At 51.8% G+C, this 17,562-nt stretch carries 13 protein-coding genes; 9 read left to right on the plus strand and 4 right to left on the minus strand.

What is annotated here, in order from left to right:
- Positions 1-106 precede the first annotated feature (106 nt).
- The gene (locus ACA043_RS18865) at positions 107-469 is read left to right on the plus strand and encodes a hypothetical protein (RefSeq protein ID WP_497657656.1); all 363 of its coding nucleotides are present in this window, start codon (positions 107-109) and stop codon (positions 467-469) included.
- Entirely contained in the window at positions 459-1,934 is a 1,476-nt protein-coding gene (locus ACA043_RS18870) for a tyrosine-type recombinase/integrase (protein ID WP_497657657.1), read from the plus strand. Before ACA043_RS18865 ends, ACA043_RS18870 begins: the two co-directional genes overlap by 11 nt.
- 58 nt (positions 1,935-1,992) lie before the next feature.
- Here ACA043_RS18870 and ACA043_RS18875 read toward each other — a convergent pair whose 3' ends face one another.
- Positions 1,993-2,277 (minus strand): helix-turn-helix domain-containing protein, encoded by a 285-nt coding sequence (locus ACA043_RS18875; RefSeq protein ID WP_497657658.1) that lies wholly within the window; start codon positions 2,275-2,277, stop codon positions 1,993-1,995.
- 90 nt (positions 2,278-2,367) lie between these two features.
- On the opposite strand from ACA043_RS18875, the gene ACA043_RS18880 reads away from it, so the two are divergent.
- Together ACA043_RS18880 and ACA043_RS18885 are read left to right on the plus strand one after the other, a co-directional pair.
- Positions 2,368-2,790: a hypothetical protein gene (locus ACA043_RS18880; protein WP_497657659.1), complete on the plus strand. Its 423-nt coding sequence runs from the start codon at positions 2,368-2,370 to the stop codon at positions 2,788-2,790.
- A gap of 321 nt (positions 2,791-3,111) precedes the next feature.
- A protein-coding gene (locus ACA043_RS18885) for an IS3 family transposase (RefSeq protein WP_497657660.1) occupies positions 3,112-4,274 on the plus strand; the annotation gives its coding sequence in 2 pieces (ribosomal slippage) (positions 3,112-3,367 and positions 3,367-4,274; 1,164 coding nt in all).
- Positions 4,275-4,692: 418 nt separating this feature from the next.
- On the opposite strand, the gene pdxR is transcribed toward ACA043_RS18885, so the two are convergent.
- Entirely contained in the window at positions 4,693-6,093 is a 1,401-nt protein-coding gene (pdxR, locus tag ACA043_RS18890; protein WP_497657661.1) for a MocR-like pyridoxine biosynthesis transcription factor PdxR, read from the minus strand.
- Positions 6,094-6,209: 116 nt separating this feature from the next.
- On the opposite strand from pdxR, the gene ACA043_RS18895 reads away from it, so the two are divergent.
- The 5 genes from ACA043_RS18895 to ACA043_RS18915 all read left to right on the plus strand — a co-directional run bounded on the left by ACA043_RS18895 (position 6,210) and on the right by ACA043_RS18915 (position 12,374).
- Positions 6,210-6,620, plus strand: coding sequence for a GNAT family N-acetyltransferase (locus tag ACA043_RS18895; protein WP_497614719.1), 411 nt, complete (start codon positions 6,210-6,212; stop codon positions 6,618-6,620).
- A 66-nt stretch (positions 6,621-6,686) separates the two neighbouring features.
- The gene (locus ACA043_RS18900; protein WP_497657662.1) at positions 6,687-7,757 is read left to right on the plus strand and encodes a succinate dehydrogenase/fumarate reductase transmembrane subunit; all 1,071 of its coding nucleotides are present in this window, start codon (positions 6,687-6,689) and stop codon (positions 7,755-7,757) included.
- A gap of 628 nt (positions 7,758-8,385) precedes the next feature.
- Positions 8,386-10,131 (plus strand): protein-disulfide reductase DsbD, encoded by a 1,746-nt coding sequence (dsbD, locus tag ACA043_RS18905; RefSeq protein ID WP_497657663.1) that lies wholly within the window; start codon positions 8,386-8,388, stop codon positions 10,129-10,131.
- On the plus strand, positions 10,131-10,937 hold the full coding sequence (locus ACA043_RS18910) for a prolipoprotein diacylglyceryl transferase family protein (protein ID WP_497657664.1): 807 nt from the start codon (positions 10,131-10,133) through the stop codon (positions 10,935-10,937). Before dsbD ends, ACA043_RS18910 begins: the two co-directional genes overlap by 1 nt.
- A 114-nt stretch (positions 10,938-11,051) precedes the next feature.
- A complete protein-coding gene (locus tag ACA043_RS18915; RefSeq protein ID WP_497657665.1) occupies positions 11,052-12,374 on the plus strand; it encodes a TerC family protein in 1,323 nt (440 codons plus the stop codon).
- Between the two features lie 470 nt (positions 12,375-12,844).
- On the opposite strand, the gene ACA043_RS18920 is transcribed toward ACA043_RS18915, so the two are convergent.
- Together ACA043_RS18920 and ACA043_RS18925 are read right to left on the minus strand one after the other, a co-directional pair.
- Positions 12,845-16,594: an Ig-like domain-containing protein gene (locus ACA043_RS18920; RefSeq protein WP_497657666.1), complete on the minus strand. Its 3,750-nt coding sequence runs from the start codon at positions 16,592-16,594 to the stop codon at positions 12,845-12,847.
- Positions 16,595-16,768: 174 nt separating this feature from the next.
- Positions 16,769-17,395, minus strand: a complete 627-nt coding sequence (locus tag ACA043_RS18925; protein ID WP_497657667.1) for an HAD family hydrolase — start codon at positions 17,393-17,395, stop codon at positions 16,769-16,771.
- Positions 17,396-17,562 lie beyond the last annotated feature (167 nt).

The raw sequence follows: 17,562 nt of genomic DNA on the forward strand, positions 1-17,562 counted from the left end.
TAGTGCGCTCCAAGGCGATAAACATATACCTCTATCTCTTGTCAAAGCCTGCCGCTCGCAGGGTGGTTTGGCGAAGTACATTTGCAGATCTGAGGGTATCGAGCCAATGGCATTGAACACCTTAAAATCATGTGCTGATCAGTTTGTTGAAGATGGAGGCTGGGGAAAATTAGACTCTATGCGCAAATCTTACCTCTCCACCGCAAAAGACAAAGGAGATCAAGCTTTTACTAGAAGTAAACGCACCGCTAGACAGAAAGATTTGCTAATTGAACTTCAAAACACACTCGATTTGGAGCGTAGATATCGCATAAGAATTCAGGTGGCCTACGAGGCTTTACTTGAACGTATACGAATCATGGCAAAAACTGACCCAGAACTAGTCACTTTTATAAACCGGCATACCTCTGTATTTTCTTTCAAGCGCATCGCGCTCGCCGACAAGAGTTCAGACCTATATGAAAATTAGAGCCCGATTCTGTCTATTAGAAAATGTGGACGTAGCTTCTCAGTCTCGCTTCGACCCTATTTCTAAACGTTTTGTCCCTATAGAAGCTATCGCGCCCGTAACCTTTGCCGTAACGTGGCCTAATGGAACGCCATGTTCTTTGATAGAAATTTTTTTATTGTATAAATTTCGTACAGGCTCTTCAGTCAGAGAAGATGGAGGCAGCCTTAGAGCAACAGTTTCCAAGTTATCTCACTTAATTCGACATTGCTGGAAGCTTCAACGTGATTTCTGGGAGCTAGACGACAACGATATATACCAACTAATACTAATCCTGATGACCGAAACCAAAAGCAATGCCCCTTCAGTACGAGCCAGAGATAACAATACGATTCGAGCAATCATTGCAACCACTATTGAGTTTTTACTTTGGATTCAAAACAATATCATGATTGGACTGCGCTTATTAGGGATAGGTCCAGAGTTTCGTATTCGGCTTATAGAACGAAAAATTCATAACACCCGAACTAACAAATACAGCGTTCAGCTTGTCTATCACCAATTACCTCCGCGAGATATAAAAGAACCGAAGCGCCCAATAACCCGCAACAAACGCAATGCTCTTTGGTCAGCAGTTTCAAGCATGACTGCAAAACCCGTTACTTCCCGCTGGGTAAACGACCGCGACCTCGGGGAAATGCTAAATATCTATCTAAAAGCTCGTCGAGAACTATTACTTGAACTTCTAGAGGCAACAGGTGCGCGTCCAGGAGAACTCGCTCGTCTCAGTGTGTCCAAGAATGAAGACTGCGACAAGACGCTCCGTTTAATCCTAGTAACTTTGAAGAGGCGTCGATTCGTGGAACGCACTATCCCCCTCCAACCTGGCGTTGCTATGCGCCTCGTAGTTTTTATAAAAAAACACAGAAGAAAACTCCTGAAAGAAATAAAAACTTTAGAAAACTTTCTAAAACCACTCGACCGTGTGTTTCTAAGCATTAATGGAAACCCCACCTCAGAGCGCGTCATGGAGTCAGAATTTAATAGAATATCTAAAGAAGCTCAGCTTGGTGATTACCAGTGTTGCATGTCCATGTTTCGTCACAGATTCATAACCAAGCAAGTCGCGATCCATTTGGAAGTCTATACACGATCAGAAAACAAAGCGAAGGAAATGATGACTGATTCAGACTACCGAACGATTCTTAAAAAGGTAGCAACGATAACTGGCCACGGCAACGAACTAAGCCTTCTTCATTATATCGATCTAGCTTGGAATGAATTGGGCTTTGATGCTCAGCTAGACACGGCGACTGCAATTGATGCGTCGATCGAAAGCACGATCACACAGGTCATCTCTATGATTGGGTTGCTTGAACACTCACAGAATCAGAGCCCAATGAAAATTCTCAAGACAACAAAAGACTCGCTAATTAATATGAAACGACAATTAATTGAAGCGACTAAAAACCATCACCAAAAATAATATTTTCGCTGCCACAAAAATTATACTATATTCCTTTAAAACATCAGCTAAAACACAATCAGTCCTCACAAACCAATCGCAATTCACGCTCTATATTTTTCAAAAAATCCTTAACTTTTATCTCATCCTCCTTCCGCATGTAGCATACAGCTAGCAACGTGACCGGATGAACCCCGAGTACAGAACATATCGACTCTAACTTGTCCAGCGTCGGAATGGTGCCACCTCTTTCGAGCAAACTGATATTCGTACGGCTGCTTACCAGCGAAAAATCTTCTTGAGTAAGCCCCTGTAGCAGACGCACGCGTCTCAAAGTCGTTCCGAACGCATCCCTCAGTTCCATTTTGCAGCCTCACAAAAGGAACGATAAAGCGTCATTGCACCAAATATGACTACAACATATATTGTGCACTCGTGTACAGAGAGTCTACCTATGAACGAGAATTACGCCGATTTGAAAATCCTTTCCAGCCTTTTCAATAGTGAATTCCTGACGCGCCCGTTCATTCGACAGTCAGTCCCAATTCCTTGGTTTTACATCGAAGCGGAAATCCGCTATAGCAAGGAGTTTGTGGTGGAAATGCTGATGATTCCCTCAGTCGACTCCCTAAAGGATGTGCTAGCGCTACCCCGAAAACTCTTTCGCATTCTGTCCATTCAGTACATCACACCGGGCTTCGTAAACGGAACAGGCAAATGGAAGATGGAAACCTTACTAGAGGCAACGGAAGCTATTAACCAGCAAGGAGATCCAACAATCCTCTTTAGGGTCTCCAGTGGAACATACTCAGGACTTGGGGTGAGCACCGAGGCAAATTTGCAAACTGTAAATGTTCTGTTCCTTTCCCCCTCATGACCGATCGATTAACCCAAAATTCAGGAGCAATAAACTCCCATTTTACCGAGCGCACAATCGCGCATGGCGTCCTCATTGCCCTTACCCACTGGCGGTGGCTACATTCAGTGCCAGATCCAGCCCAATGGCAATTCCCTTCTGTTTATCGAAGACCTCCTTCGATTTTTGCACGAGGAGTGCCTTGGTCAGCATCTCACTGCTGTGCTGGAAATGAAGCAGAACTGACTCTGTGCGACCGTGATCGTCGTGACCGTTGATGTAGTGGTCTAATGAAACCGGACACCCATTTAGGCGAGAATGCTCGCCAGATAGAGGTGTCTGATGACCAAACAACGTCGTTCTTTTTCCACTGAATTCAAACGCGAGGCCGCAGGCCTCGTGCTCGATCAAGGCTATAGCCATATCGAAGCCAGCCGCTCGCTTGGTGTGGTTGAGTCCGCGTTGCGTCGCTGGGTTAATCAACTCCAGCAGGAGCGCACCGGCGTTACTCCGCAGAGTAAGGCGCTGACGCCTGAGCAGCAGAAAATCCAGGAGTTGGAAGCCCGAATCGCTCGACTTGAGCGGGAGAAATCCATTTTAAAAAAGGCTACCGCGCTCTTTATGTCGGAAGAGCACGAGCGCACGCGCTGATTGATCAACTGAGCCCTCAAGAGCCGGTTGATTGGCTTTGCGCAGTCTTTGATGTCACTCGTTCGTGTTACTACGCCCACCGTCTCAGGCGCCGAACTCCAGACGTTGAGCGGCTTCGGTTGCGCAGCCGGGTTAACGAACTGTTTACGCAAAGCCGAAGCGCCGCCGGTAGCCGCAGCATCGTGTCGATGATGCAGGAAGACGGCGAGCAAATCGGGCGGTTCAAGGTGCGTGGCCTGATGCGGGAACTGGAGTTGGTCAGCAAACAACCTGGATCGCATGCCTACAAAAAAGCAACGGTCGAGCGGCCTGACATTCCGAATATCTTGAATCGGGAGTTTGATGTTCCGGCACCCAACCAAGTCTGGTGTGGCGACATCACCTACATCTGGGCCCAAGGGAAATGGCATTACCTGGCAGTCGTTCTGGATCTCTACGCACGCCGGATTGTGGGCTGGGCGCTGTCAAACAAGCCGGATGCGGATCTGGTCATCAAGGCGTTGGACATGGCTTACGAGCAGCGTGGCAGGCCTCAAGGGCTAATGTTTCACTCGGATAAGGGCTCGCAATATGGCAGCCGCCAGTTTCGCCAACGGCTCTGGCGTTACCGCATGCGCCAAAGCATGAGCCGTCGTGGAAACTGCTGGAATAACGCGCCGATGGAGCGAGTGTTTCGCAGCTTGAAAACTGAATGGATACCGACCGTGGGCTACATGACAGCTCAAGAGGCGCACCGCGACATCAGTCATTACCTGATGCATCGGTACAACTGGATTAGACCGCACCAATTCAACAACGGACTGGCCCCAGCTCAGGCCGAGAAAAAACTTAACGTCGTGTCCGGGATTAGTTGACCACTACACTTTAAGAAATTGACCACAATTTATGAAGGCTGAGAGGTTTATGCGCTCAGTCCCCAAAGATTTATCTGAGCGACTAGCAGGATGCTTGGCCGGATCGGGAGTCGGATTCGCGCCACGCGCGGAAGCGGCGCCCTACTTAATGTCTGGGGATCTGGTGGAGGTACTACCAAACTGGAAACTGAAGATTTTTCCAATCAGCTTGGTATATCCCTAAATCCGCCATCTGTTTAACGAGTTCGGGCCTTTGCAGATTGGGAATCCGAATTCATGAGCCGCGACCCACTGTGGACGATACAGACTGACGAATGACGATCTCTCAGTTCAACTAGATTGCAATTGCTGCGGAGGCAGTCACCTGTGGACATCATAATCGGTCTACTATTTAGAGCATCGCTATTAAGTTTTCTCCCTACATTATTTGAACAAGTCGCTCTACCTGCTCCGATGCCTGCTCCTTGTCCACTACGTTGGTAAAACCCAAGAGCAAGCCATGTACAGACGTTGCTTTCAGGTACCATTTAGACAAGGCTTCAACACGAAGCCCGGCGAGTTTAGCTCGTCTACAAATTTCGCGGTCGTCCTCGCCCTTATCAAGACGCGCCAGCAGATGCATCCCCCCTACTTGATGATCGACACACAGGCGATGCTCCAGTTTTTCGATTAATGCATCTACCAGCAGCTGTCGCCGATGCGCGTACAAATTCCGCATTTTCTTAAGATGTCGCCCGAAGTGTCCCTCCTCAATAAACTTAGCAGTCGTCACCTGCCAAAGCTGAGGGCAATGACTTTGCATTTTGTCGGCCAGCTCAGCGAAGCGTGGAACTAGTGTTTCTGGCACCACCAAATAAGCCAATCTCAGCCCCGGCAACAGCACTTTGCTAAATGTACCGCAGTATAAAACGCGGTCTTGCACGTCCAGGCTCTTGAGTGCGGGTATGGGCCGACCGTGATAGCGATATTCACTGTCATAATCGTCTTCAATTATCCAACTTTGCTTAAGGTTTGCCCACTCCAACAATGCTTGGCGGCGCGGCATCGACAGCGCTACACACAGTGGGCTTTGGTGAGTAGGCGTCACTACTGCAAAACGAGCATCAGGAACGTGCTCAACAGCAGCTTCGACAACCATCCCATCACTGTCAACCGGAACCGGTACCAAGGTGGCGCCAGCCTCTCGAAGAAAGTCGTGAGTTGCAAAATATCCTGGATCTTCAACCCAGCAGCTATCGCCCGGTTGCAAAAGGCTGCGGCTTATCAGATCAAGACCTGCGCGGTAGCCGGCGACGATAAAAATTTGCTCCGGGGTGCAGGTTATCCCTCGGGAAACTCCTAGATAGCCCGCGACCGCCCTTCGTAACGACGCATGCCCCTTGGCGTCAGGGTAAATTGCGCCATCCAAAAATGAGTTGCGCAATTCGTATGAAGCGATTCGATTCCATAGCTTTCGAGGGAAGGCATCCAGGGCGGGCAATCCCATTTGAAATGGCTGCGGAAGCTCCCCGGAATGGATGAGTGAATACTGCGGCAATAAGACATGTGATGATTTAGAAGAAATTGGTATCGATTTAATCAGCGGAGAAACAACCGTTCCAGCCGCCCCACGTGCAAGCAGGTAACCCTCACTAATCAATAGCTGATACGCCAACTCGATAGTGCCTCGGGCCAGATTCAGCTCCGATGCTAGCGCCCGGATTGAAGGCACTCGATCGCCAGGTTTCAATCTACCGTCAGCGATCGACGCACGGAAGCGCAAGTAAATTTGACGATAGAGTGCAGGTACTACTTCGCCCTTAAGCAGCAGATTGTCCACCTGAATGTCCTAGTCATTTTTACGATTTTTGGCCCTACAGGATAAGCCATAAGATCGATACGCTGTAACGCCTAATCTTCGGTGAGACGGCGCGTATGCAACGGTGGGTGTTCAAAATGCTGCAAAGCGAAGCTGAGATCACTGCTGGATTTGAATTAATGCGCCAGCTACGGCCTAACTTGGGCGACGTGACCTCATTTACCCAACAGTTCAATCGCCAATCCCATGAGGGGTATCGATTATCAGGACTCTGGCAGGACCAGCAGTTGGCAGGACTCATCGGATTTCGGGAGTCCGAAAACCTGCTCTATGGGCGTTTTATCTACGTCGACGATCTGGTTATCGATGCTGCACTACGAAATTCAGGACTGGGAGCGAGACTGCTGGAAAGCGTGCGCGACGAAGGCAAGCAACTTGGTTGCAACTACCTCGTACTCGATACCGGACTGGATAGGCATCTGGCACAACGTTTCTATTTTCGTGAAGGTTTGTTGGCGAAAGGAATGCATTTCGTCCAGCAACTGTAAGCGGTTCCAAAAATAACTACTGAAGATTGTCGAAGGCCGTAGTGCGTCGGCAGCAGGAGCACCACGATGCCGACCTACTCAAAACTGGAGGGTGCGCTCGTAAGCAGCAAGCCATTTATTGGTACAACCTTGACGGTGTGGATAGCGGCATTAACGGCAGCTATTTATCCTTGGATTCTCGATGCCTTCCACTGGTCCGTCACCCCATCAGTCGCTAATACCCAAGTCGCTCCAATCCCCGCTGGCGCTACTTTACTGGCAGCTTTGCTGCTGGTCGCAGCCTTCGCCGTACCGCTGATCAATTTGTTGATCGCGAGTCGTCCCCAGCAAACCTCAACCACAACTGCGCAAAATGTTCGCGCGCGGCGATTTGCTTTGTTCGCAGTGACCGCACCAACGGTTTATGTCTTCTTCGGTGTGCTCACCTATATGGGCGGCAGCAAAATTCCAGACACATGGATCTGGACACCTGCTTGGTTGTTATTTGGATATTGGGCGTCTCGAAGCACGAGCGCTGTCATCGTACAGCAGCCCCATAAGTCTTCACGTCTGCGAGTGGCTCATGGGATCGCAGGATCTATTGCGGCGATTTACGTTCTTTTTCATATTTTCAACCATCTGTTTGGCCTCATTAGCCCCGAAGCACACGCAGCCGTAATGGATATCGGCCGGACAATTTATCGAGCAAAAGTCTTCGAGCCACTTTTAGTGGTCGTAATGCTGTTCCAGATATTCAGCGGTCTGCGCCTCGTATGGACATGGAGCGAAACATCAGCTGATCGTTATCGGATGTTCCAGATTGCGACAGGAGTGTTCATGTCAATATTTATCCTGGGACACATGAACTCGGTATTCATCTTCGCCAGGACTTGGCTAGACATCCCTACCGACTGGGCATTCGCCGCGGGACTGCCTACTGGGTTGATTCACGATGCCTGGAACATTAGGCTTCTGCCGCACTACGCGCTTGGTGTTTTCTTCGTGTTGGCACATTTAGTCTGCGGACTGCGCGTACTGATGCTTGCCCATGGCGCTAAAATTTCGACAGCAAATCGACTTTGGTGGTCTGGAGTATTGCTGAGCGCCGTGATTTCGGCAGCGATAATGTGTGGAATGACCGGGCTTAGATTAGGCTGATCAATTTTTTCGAAAGGGTTGCGAACTAGAGTTTCAGATCGCGCCCCGGCGGCAGGCAGCAAAAGGTCAGAGGTAGTCAGTCGAGCAGTCTCCGATATACCACTTTTCCTGAACTAGCGAATTTATTGGTAATGGCCGCCATGACAAGGCATGTCTGCTATTTCTTTCATCGCGACTTTATTTCTTAATGGACGCAGGTGCCATTGGCAATAGCCACCGGTACCCGCTCGGCGAACCAGCAGGCTATTGGCACCGCGGTGATCAGAGGGAGGATAACTGCGACGCTAGCGGTCGTATTTGTACCGGCTTCCTTCTGACCGTAATGAAGTTGATCCGCAATCGCGTCAAAGTTAGTAAATAACAACCGATTATTCATTCCTATGCAGTGCGGCGGAATGCAGGCGGGGGACAGACGCTGTCCAACTTACCAGGTGGCCGTCGAGAAATGACTCATGCCGCGCAAGTAATACCTAGCGGTCACAATTTAAATAGATCCCATTGATTGGTATTCATCAATTTCATATAGCGCTGCAGTAGTGCGCGGGCACGGACTAATAACAGTTTATTTTTAATTTCAGCTTAATCACCTCGTGCTACCCTTCACAAGTTCTCAAGAAAGAGCCTACTTATGTACCGTTTGTTTACTCTACTGTTAATGCTCTTATCAGGCTTTTCCCATGCAGGAGACAGTCTATTTGATGTTAAACCTGAGTTTCTTCCCGCAGAAAAAGCATTTACGTTCAGTTCTCAGCGTCTTTCCTCAGGGGAAACTCAGCTCTACTGGCAAGTCGCCGACGGGTACTACCTGTATCAACAACGTTTAACATTCGATGGCTTGGCCCAAGAAAACGCTCCGCCGTTTCCTGACGGTGAAGTTCACAGCGATGAGTTTTTCGGCACCCAGCAAGTCTATCGGCAGGGGCTGGAGTTGAAGCTTCCAGCCGAGGCCCGCGGTAAAATCAAAGTCAGCTGGCAGGGCTGTGCCGATGCCGGCTTGTGCTATCCACCGCAGTCGGTGGTCGTTGACCTAGGCGGTAGCCCGCCAGCAACCACTCCTGCCGAAGCACCCGATCAGGCGCTTGCCAGTGGCCTTCAGCAACGAGCTCTTGGCTGGAGCCTGCTAATCTTCTTCGGTCTGGGTTTGCTGTTGGCGTTTGCCCCTTGCTCTCTTCCCATGCTGCCGATTCTTGCAGGGTTGGTAGTTGGCAGCGGCGCAAGCCCGTGGCGCGGTTTTGCCTTGGCTGGCAGCTATGTGTTTTGTATGGCGTTGGTCTATGCAGCCATGGGAGTGCTCGCCGCCATGCTGGGTGCCAACCTCCAGGCGTTACTACAACAACCGTGGGTGCTGGGTAGTTTTGCTGCGATCTTCATCCTGCTGTCGTTGCCGATGTTTGGGTTTTTCGAATTGCAGTTACCCGCTGCCCTTCGCGATCGCCTGGAAAACGCCAGCCGCCAGCGTAATGGTGGCAGCCTTGTGGGGGCCGGCATCTTGGGCGCGTTGTCCGGACTATTGGTGGGGCCATGCATGACCGCCCCCCTGGCCGGTGCGCTGTTGTACATCGCGCAAAGCGGTAACGGACTGCACGGCGGTCTTATTCTATTTGCCATGGGCCTAGGCATTGGCCTGCCCTTATTATTGCTCGTCACTGTCGGCAACCGCTTCCTGCCCAAGCCAGGGGCGTGGATGAACCTGCTCAAAGGCGCTTTCGGCTTCCTGTTTCTGGCTACAGCGATCTACATGTTGCGCCCGGTGTTGGATGAATCGCTTTGGATCGGTCTGTGGGGCACGCTTTCGCTGATCCTGGCTTATGCTGCCTGGCATCAACGCCAGGCAGCAACCCGGACGACTCATATGTTCGGTATAGCTTCGGTCGTATTCGGTGTCTGGGGTAGCTTGCTTGCCGTCGGTGCTGCCGGCGGCTCCGATGATCTCTGGCGCCCCTTGAAGGTCTACAGCGCAACCACTGCCAGCACTGCCAGCACTGCGTCGCAACCATCTGGGCATGATGCATTTTCCACCATCAAGTCTCCAACTGAGTTACAGAATGAACTGGACTCGGCGAAGGCAAGTGGTCAATGGGTGCTGTTAGATTATTACGCCGATTGGTGTGTGTCTTGCCGAGTGATGGAAAAGGAAGTGTTCGGCAAAACCCCCGTCATGGACGCTTTGAAGGATGTACGGCTGCTACGCCTGGACGTCACCGCTGACAACGCTGATAGCCGTAAGTTGTTAAGCCGCTACAAGGTACCGGGCCCTCCGAGCTTTTTATGGATCGGGCCGGACGCAGAGGAGCGTCGTAGTCAGCGTATTACCGGGCAGGTTGACGCCGAGGCGTTTCTTCAGAGCTGGAACCAAGCTAAGGAAGGTCGTTGATGCTTACATTCAATATTGGCAGTTTTGTCATTTCGCTGAGCCATCTGTTGCTGATCAGCGCGTTAGTGGTCGCTACCCTGATTGGACGTCAAGTGGCCAAAAAGGGTGGGGAACGCTTGGACTCGGTACTTTTCTGGCTGTTGATGCTGGGGCTTCTGGTAGCCCGAGCGAGCTTTGTTCTGATCTACAGGGAACACTACGGGACTGACCTCTGGCGCATCATCGATATGCGTGATGGCGGTTTTCTCCCGTTGCCGGGCATTATCGCGGGGGTATTGGGGGCTCTGATCCTGGGTTGGAAAAGCGCCATCCTGCGTCGGCCACTGGCGGCGTCGGTGATCAGTGGCATGCTCCTGTGGGGTTTCGGGACACTATCGTTGAGTGTCTACGAGCAAGGTACGCGCTTACCGGAAATACCTGTGCGCACGACCACAGGGGAGACCGTACAACTCACGCACTACCAGGGGCGTCCACTAGTGATCAACTTATGGGCCACCTGGTGCCCACCGTGCCGTCGTGAAATGCCCGTGCTGCAGAAAGCTCAGGAAGAGCGTCCAGACGTGAACTTTCTCTTCGTGAACCAAGGTGAGGGATCGAACATTGTCAATAAGTTCCTCTCCAGCCAGGAGCTAAACCTGAGTAACATTTTATTTGACGGAGGCGGACGACTTGGCCAGGTCGTGGGTTCGATGGCGTTACCAACGACCCTGTTCTACAGTGCAGATGGAAAATTACTTAGCAGTCATCTAGGGGAACTTTCAGATGCAAGCCTGGCTCAAGCGCTCGAACAATTCGAAGAGCGCTGACGGAACTTTGCTAACGAAGAGAAAACACTCGCTCTCTAGCGGGTATTTTCTCTGCGTGCTACATCTTTAACGACTAATAAAAATACCCCTCCCTCTGAGAGCAAGTAACTAATTATGGAATGGATTGCTGACCCTACCGCTTGGCTTGGTTTGCTGACACTGATCGTGTTGGAGCTGGTCCTCGGAATAGACAATCTTGTTTTTATTGCAATTCTTGCTGACAAATTGCCGCCAGAGCAACGCGACCGGGCACGACTAATCGGGCTTTCGCTTGCACTTCTTATGCGGCTGGGCCTGCTTGCGGGTATTTCTTGGATGGTAACGCTGACCAAGCCATTGGTGACGGTATTTGATCATGTGTTCTCCGGCCGAGATCTGATCATGCTGTTCGGCGGTGTGTTCCTGCTGTTCAAAGCGACGATGGAGCTTCATGAGCGCCTCGAAGGGCATGTAGCGCAACGTACGGGCAACGTCAGCTATGCGCTGTTCTGGCCGATCGTCTTGCAGATTGTGGTGCTTGACGCCGTCTTCTCGCTGGATGCCGTGATCACCGCCGTAGGGATGGTTGATGAACTCTCGATCATGATGATCGCTGTTATCTTCTCCATCGGTATCATGATTGTCGCCAGTAAGCCGTTGACCCATTTCGTCAACTCACACCCCACGGTGATCATGCTATGTCTGGGATTCTTGATGATGATCGGCTTCAGTCTTACGGCTGAGGGTCTTGGCTTCCATATTCCAAAGGGCTATCTCTACGCGGCCATTGGCTTCTCAATCCTCATCGAGTTGTCCAACCAGATTGCCCGTGCACGTCGCAAAAAGTCTTTGCAGGGGCAGCACTCGATGCGCGTCAGAACGGCACACGCCGTTATGCGTCTGTTGGGAGGTAAAAAACTGGAGCTCGATGAGGTTGGTGATGAGATCGTTGACATGGTCGACAGCGAGAGCGAAGAACCGGTGTTTGATCGACGCGAGCGCGTCATGATCAGCGGGGTCCTAAGGCTGGCCGAACGTAGCATTCGGACAATCATGACACCTGCCGATGATATCGATCAGCTCGATCTGAGCAGTCCGCGAACATATCTGGAACGTGCCTTGATGCAATCTACCCATTCCAGATTGCCGGTCAGCAGCAATGGACGCTTGAGTTCAATTCAGGTTTTCGTTCACAAGAAAGATGTGCTCAAAGCGTTACTCGCGGGCAGTGAGTTGCAGATTGTAGAGTTAGCACGCCCCGCGCTCAGATTGTCGGGAAGCCTCACGATTCTTAATGCACTCGAGCAAATGCGTAGAGAGTCGACTCATATCGCGTTTGTGGTCAACGAGCGTGACAGATTTATCGGTCTCTTGACCGTGACCGACATTCTTGAATCCATCGCCGGTGAGCTGCCTGATACCAGCGACCTTGAGCGTTTATCCGAGGCACACCAATGAAAGATGCGGCTCCACTCTGGTAATTGACGCCACAAGGCAGGGGCCTAAGGAAGACCTCAGTTGTAGTGGTTTGATGAACCTGGAAACCCACTAACTGGTTGCCACAAGTTTTTGGCTCGCCGAGGGCGGCCGATATCTCCTACAGGGGGAGTAAGATCGGGCGCTCAACCGGCGCAAGTCAGCAAGATGGAATCGCCAGCCGCTTACGTGGCTGGCAAGTCAGCAATATATGAAGGATGAAGGGATAGATTTCATTGGTCACAACCAATGCAATTGCGCCGATATAAGATGTGTCTCCAAGTTGCTCCCACAGCGCCACAACATGCTTGAGGACCGTCGAATTCAACGCCACCGCGATCTACTCAAAAGAAAGATCAAAAATCACAGCCTGCAGCACCTCCCACCAAGGCGGGGGGGGGTACAGCAAAAACGGCCGTCCTATTGCAGGACGGCCGTCCCAACGCCTTACCTTAGAGCGTATACGGTTGCTGCTGCCACAACTCCACCGACTCTACAGGTGGGACTGCTACAACAATGCTGCCATTCGTTTCGACAGGTGATCCGCCATGATTCAGGCTAGCGTCGAATTCATCGGCGGACAGCTCCAAACCACCTTCACCCACTGGCGAGATGTCAGCTTCGCCAGCAAACAGTTCGTCAGTTGGTTGAAGTAACTCAGACATCAATGGCAGGTCATCGGACGTCAACACCTCAACCTCCTCCCCCCCCACCATGGCGCCGGCCTCAACTACATTCAACACGAATGGCTCGGAATACACCCCGTCAGAGAGCACCATATAAATATGCTCTCCCGGATCCAGGATATTGAGCTTCTCGGGCTCGAATGTCCAGTTGCCTTGCGCATCGACAATAACCTGGTCAACCAGTTGATAGTTGTCGTAGATCCACAACAGCGCATTAGGTTCTCCGCGCCCGCTGAACATCGGAAGTTGGTCATCGATCGTCGCACCGCTCTCAACAGTCCCGGTCTCGAGACCTTCACTATCGAAAGCACTATCGATGGTCAGAGCACGCGACTCTGGAACATTTTCCACATTCAACACAAACGGATCTGAGGTCACTCCAGCGCCAACAAAAGTGAACACATGCTCACCCTCGCCCAGCCTTTTGGCATGATTGGTAAAACTCCAGCTACCGTCCGCCCCTACCTCTACGCTGCCGATCGGCTCGCCTTTATCATAGACAAAGAGAATCGTGGACGGCTCACCGTGGCCACTGAAAGTGGGCCGCGCATCGTCAGTAGTGCCACCGCTCACAATGACACTCGTGTCACCGATATTGTCGATCACGGTATCAACCACAGGCTTCACTGAATCCGGTTCGCTGATGGTCAGTGTAAACGGGTCCGAGTTGACGCCAGCGCCTTCCACCGTGAATACATGCTCGCCCTTCCCGAGTGGGTACACCACATTAAAAATCCACTTGCCCATATGGTCGACATTGGCATAACCGAGGAAATTGCCTTTGTCGTAAACCTTGAGTTGGGTAAAGGGTTCGCCCTGGCCACTCAAGAGTGGTTTGGTGTCATCGGTCGTGCCGCCGTTGGCGACATCACCGATCACACCGAAATTGTCGAAGGCCGACTCGATCACCGGCTTGGCCGAGTCCGGTGCGCCAACGTTCACGGTGAATGGATCAGAGCTGACGCCAGCATTCACTACCGTGAACACGTGCTCGCCAGGCATCAGCGACTGGGGAATGGGGAAGATCCAGTTGCCATCAGGTTGGACCATGGCATAACCGATGTGGCGACCGTTGTCGTAAATCTTGATTTGAGTACCTGGCTCGCCCTTGCCACTCAAGGTCGGGGTTTTATCGTCGGTCGTGCCGCCGTTGGCGACATCACCGATCACACCGAAATTGTCGAAGGCCGATTCGATCACCGGCTTGGCCGAGTCCGGTGCGCCAACGTTCACGGTGAATGGATCAGAGCTGACGCCAGCATTCACTACCGTGAACACGTGCTCGCCAGGCATCAGCGACTGGGGAATGGGGAAGATCCAGTTGCCATCAGGTTGGACCATGGCATAACCGATGTGGCGACCGTTGTCGTAAATCTTGATTTGAGTACCTGGCTCGCCCTTGCCACTCAAGGTCGGGGTTTTATCGTCGGTCGTGCCGCCGTTGGCGACATCACCGATCACACCGAAATTGTCGAAGGCCGATTCGATCACCGGCTTGGCCGAGTCCGGTGCGCCAACGTTCACGGTGAATGGATCAGAGCTGACGCCAGCATTCACTACCGTGAACACGTGCTCGCCAGGCATCAGCGACTGGGGAATGGGGAAGATCCAGTTGCCATCAGGTTGGACCATGGCATAACCGATGTGGCGACCGTTGTCGTAAATCTTGATTTGAGTACCTGGCTCGCCCTTGCCACTCAAGGTCGGGGTTTTATCGTCGGTCGTGCCGCCGTTGGCGACATCACCGATCACACCGAAATTGTCGAAGGCCGACTCGATCACCGGCTTGGCCGAGTCCGGTGCGCCAACGTTCACGGTGAATGGATCAGAGCTGACGCCAGCATTCACTACCGTGAACACGTGCTCGCCAGGCATCAGCGACTGGGGAATGGGGAAGATCCAGTTGCCATCAGGTTGGACCATGGCATAACCGATGTGGCGACCGTTGTCGTAAATCTTGATTTGAGTACCTGGCTCGCCCTTGCCACTCAAGGTCGGGGTTCTATCGTCGGTCGTGCCGCCGTTGGCGACATCACCGATCACACCGAAATTGTCGAAGGCCGATTCGATCACCGGCTTGGCCGAGTCCGGTGCGCCAACGTTCACGGTGAACGGATCAGAGCTGACGCCAGCATTCACTACCGTGAACACGTGCTCGCCAGGCATCAGCGACTGGGGAATGGGGAACATCCAGTTGCCATCAGGTTGGACCATGGCATAACCGATGTGGCGACCGTTGTCGTAAATCTTGATTTGAGTACCCGGCTCGCCCTTGCCACTCAAGGTCGGGGTTTTATCGTCGGTCGTGCCGCCGTTGGCGACATCACCGATCACACCGAAATTGTCGAAGGCCGACTCGATCACCGGCTTGGCCGAGTCCGGTGCGTCTATGTTCAAAGTAAACGGATCGGACGTTACAATTCCTGCGCTTGTCGTGTTCTCTACGGTAAACACGTGTTCACCCGGTACCCGCGGCGGAACAATGAAGGTCCAGTTTCCCGCAGAGTCCACATCGACGTAACCGATGAAACTATTGTTGTCGAAAACCCTAATCTGAGAACCTGACTCACCCTTGCCATGCAAGGTTGGTGTCGTATCGTCAGTGGTACCGCCAATGGCAATTTCACCCACCATTCCATGATCGTCAAAAGCTGAGTCGATCATCGGTTTGGATGGCTCGGTTTCATCGGTCACATTCAGTGTGAATAAATGCGATGGAATGCCGTTCATGAACACCCTGAGGTTGTACTCGCCCGGCGCCAGCCGGCTGCCAGGTTCAATGGAGTACCTGCCATCCGGCCCGACGAATGCAGAACCGATCAACCTATCCTCGTCATACAGAAACACTTGGTTGCCCGGTTCTCCGCGCCCCTGGATCGTCGGAGTGCTATCGTCTGTCGTACCACCATTAGCGATGTCAACCGGCACACCAGCGTTATCAACCACCACATCGATGACTGGTCGAGACGATTCAGGGATGTCGACTATGAGCGTAAAAGGTTCGGAGACATTGCCCGCGGCATCAACCACCGTGAACACATGCTCTCCAGGCTCAAGAGCGTAAATGTTGGATACCGTTATTTGCCAGTAACCCAGTTGGTCGACAACGACATTGCCCACGTGCTTGCCATCGCTGAAGAGTTGAATCCGAGTGAGAGGCTCGCCCTCGCCTCTGAGTGTTGGACGTACGTCATCAATTGTGGCGCCATTGCCGACCTGAACAGCCCCACCTCCGGCATTATCAATGGCACTGGTGATCGACAGGCCCAATTTGCTCACTGAGGTATCAATTGAGTTGTTTACAACATCGGTCATTGCCGAATTGCTGGAACCCGTCTGCATCTGCTCAGCGGTTTGCTTGATGAGCCTGTCACCGGCGAAACTATCCTGCTCCGCGGCAATTTTATCCCGCAAGGGAGCACTACCAACCGAAGGAATGACTGTGCCGCGAAACTCAGCATCATTCGTATTTTTTGATGTATCAGGCGTATCCGGGCTCTTTTTTGGGGTATCCATAAGATATTTATCACCAGTAGATTAATGGAGATTGTTCACCTGTAACTTGCTAGAGGCGAACAAAACTATTAATCCCAAAAGAGCACGCTCGCGAATGTAGGAACGGTCTGAAAACATTTGAGATATCGGCGGCGTCAAGGCCACAACTACCGCCGGAATGTTGCGCTTAAGTTTTTACCAAGCTCTGATGCCCAATGCCTCTAAACTTCCACGAGTCTGTTCGGCACATACGTGGTGAATGCCGCGCCAGCCGAGTGCGATAGCGGCCTCGACATTGCCGAGTACGTCATCGATAAACACCACTTCACAAGGCTGGATATCTGGCAGATGAGTGCGTATCTGGCCAAGGCTGGTGTGGTAGATCGCAGCATCCGGCTTGATCTGCTTAACCTCGCCGGATACCACGATGTCGCTAAAACAGGTCAGGAACGGATAGTGCTTGCGGGCGTAGGGGAAGGTCTCCGCCGACCAGTTGGTCAAGCCGAATAATGGCATTTTCGCTTCGTACAGCGCCAGTAGAATGTCCACTCCCGCGGATAGCGGCCCCTTCAACATTTCGTGCCAGCGGTCGTAGTAAGCCTTGATCAAGAACTCATACTCCGGATGCTGCTGGGTGAGACTGTGAGTCGCCTCGACCAGGGTTCGTCCGGCATCCTGTTCGGTGTTCCAGACTTGAGTGCAGATGTTCTCCAGAAACCACTGGCGCTCGTGGTCATCAGTAATCAGTTTGCGATACAGATGGTGCGGACTCCAATCGAAAAGAACCCCACCGAAATCAAATACTACTGCGCGAATAGCCATGAAAAACCTCCATTAGTGGAAATGGGGTAGCGATTGCAATTGAGCAACGTTTATTAAGACTTCGTGAGCTCGAGGATAGTTAACTACCTCAAGATAGTGGTATGAGACTTATCTCAAAATACTCGGCGAGTTCAAAAACAATTCCACGGCCTAGCGGGAGTAGACCC

The sequence above is a fragment of the Pseudomonas sp. LBUM1648 genome, assembly GCF_059716145.1.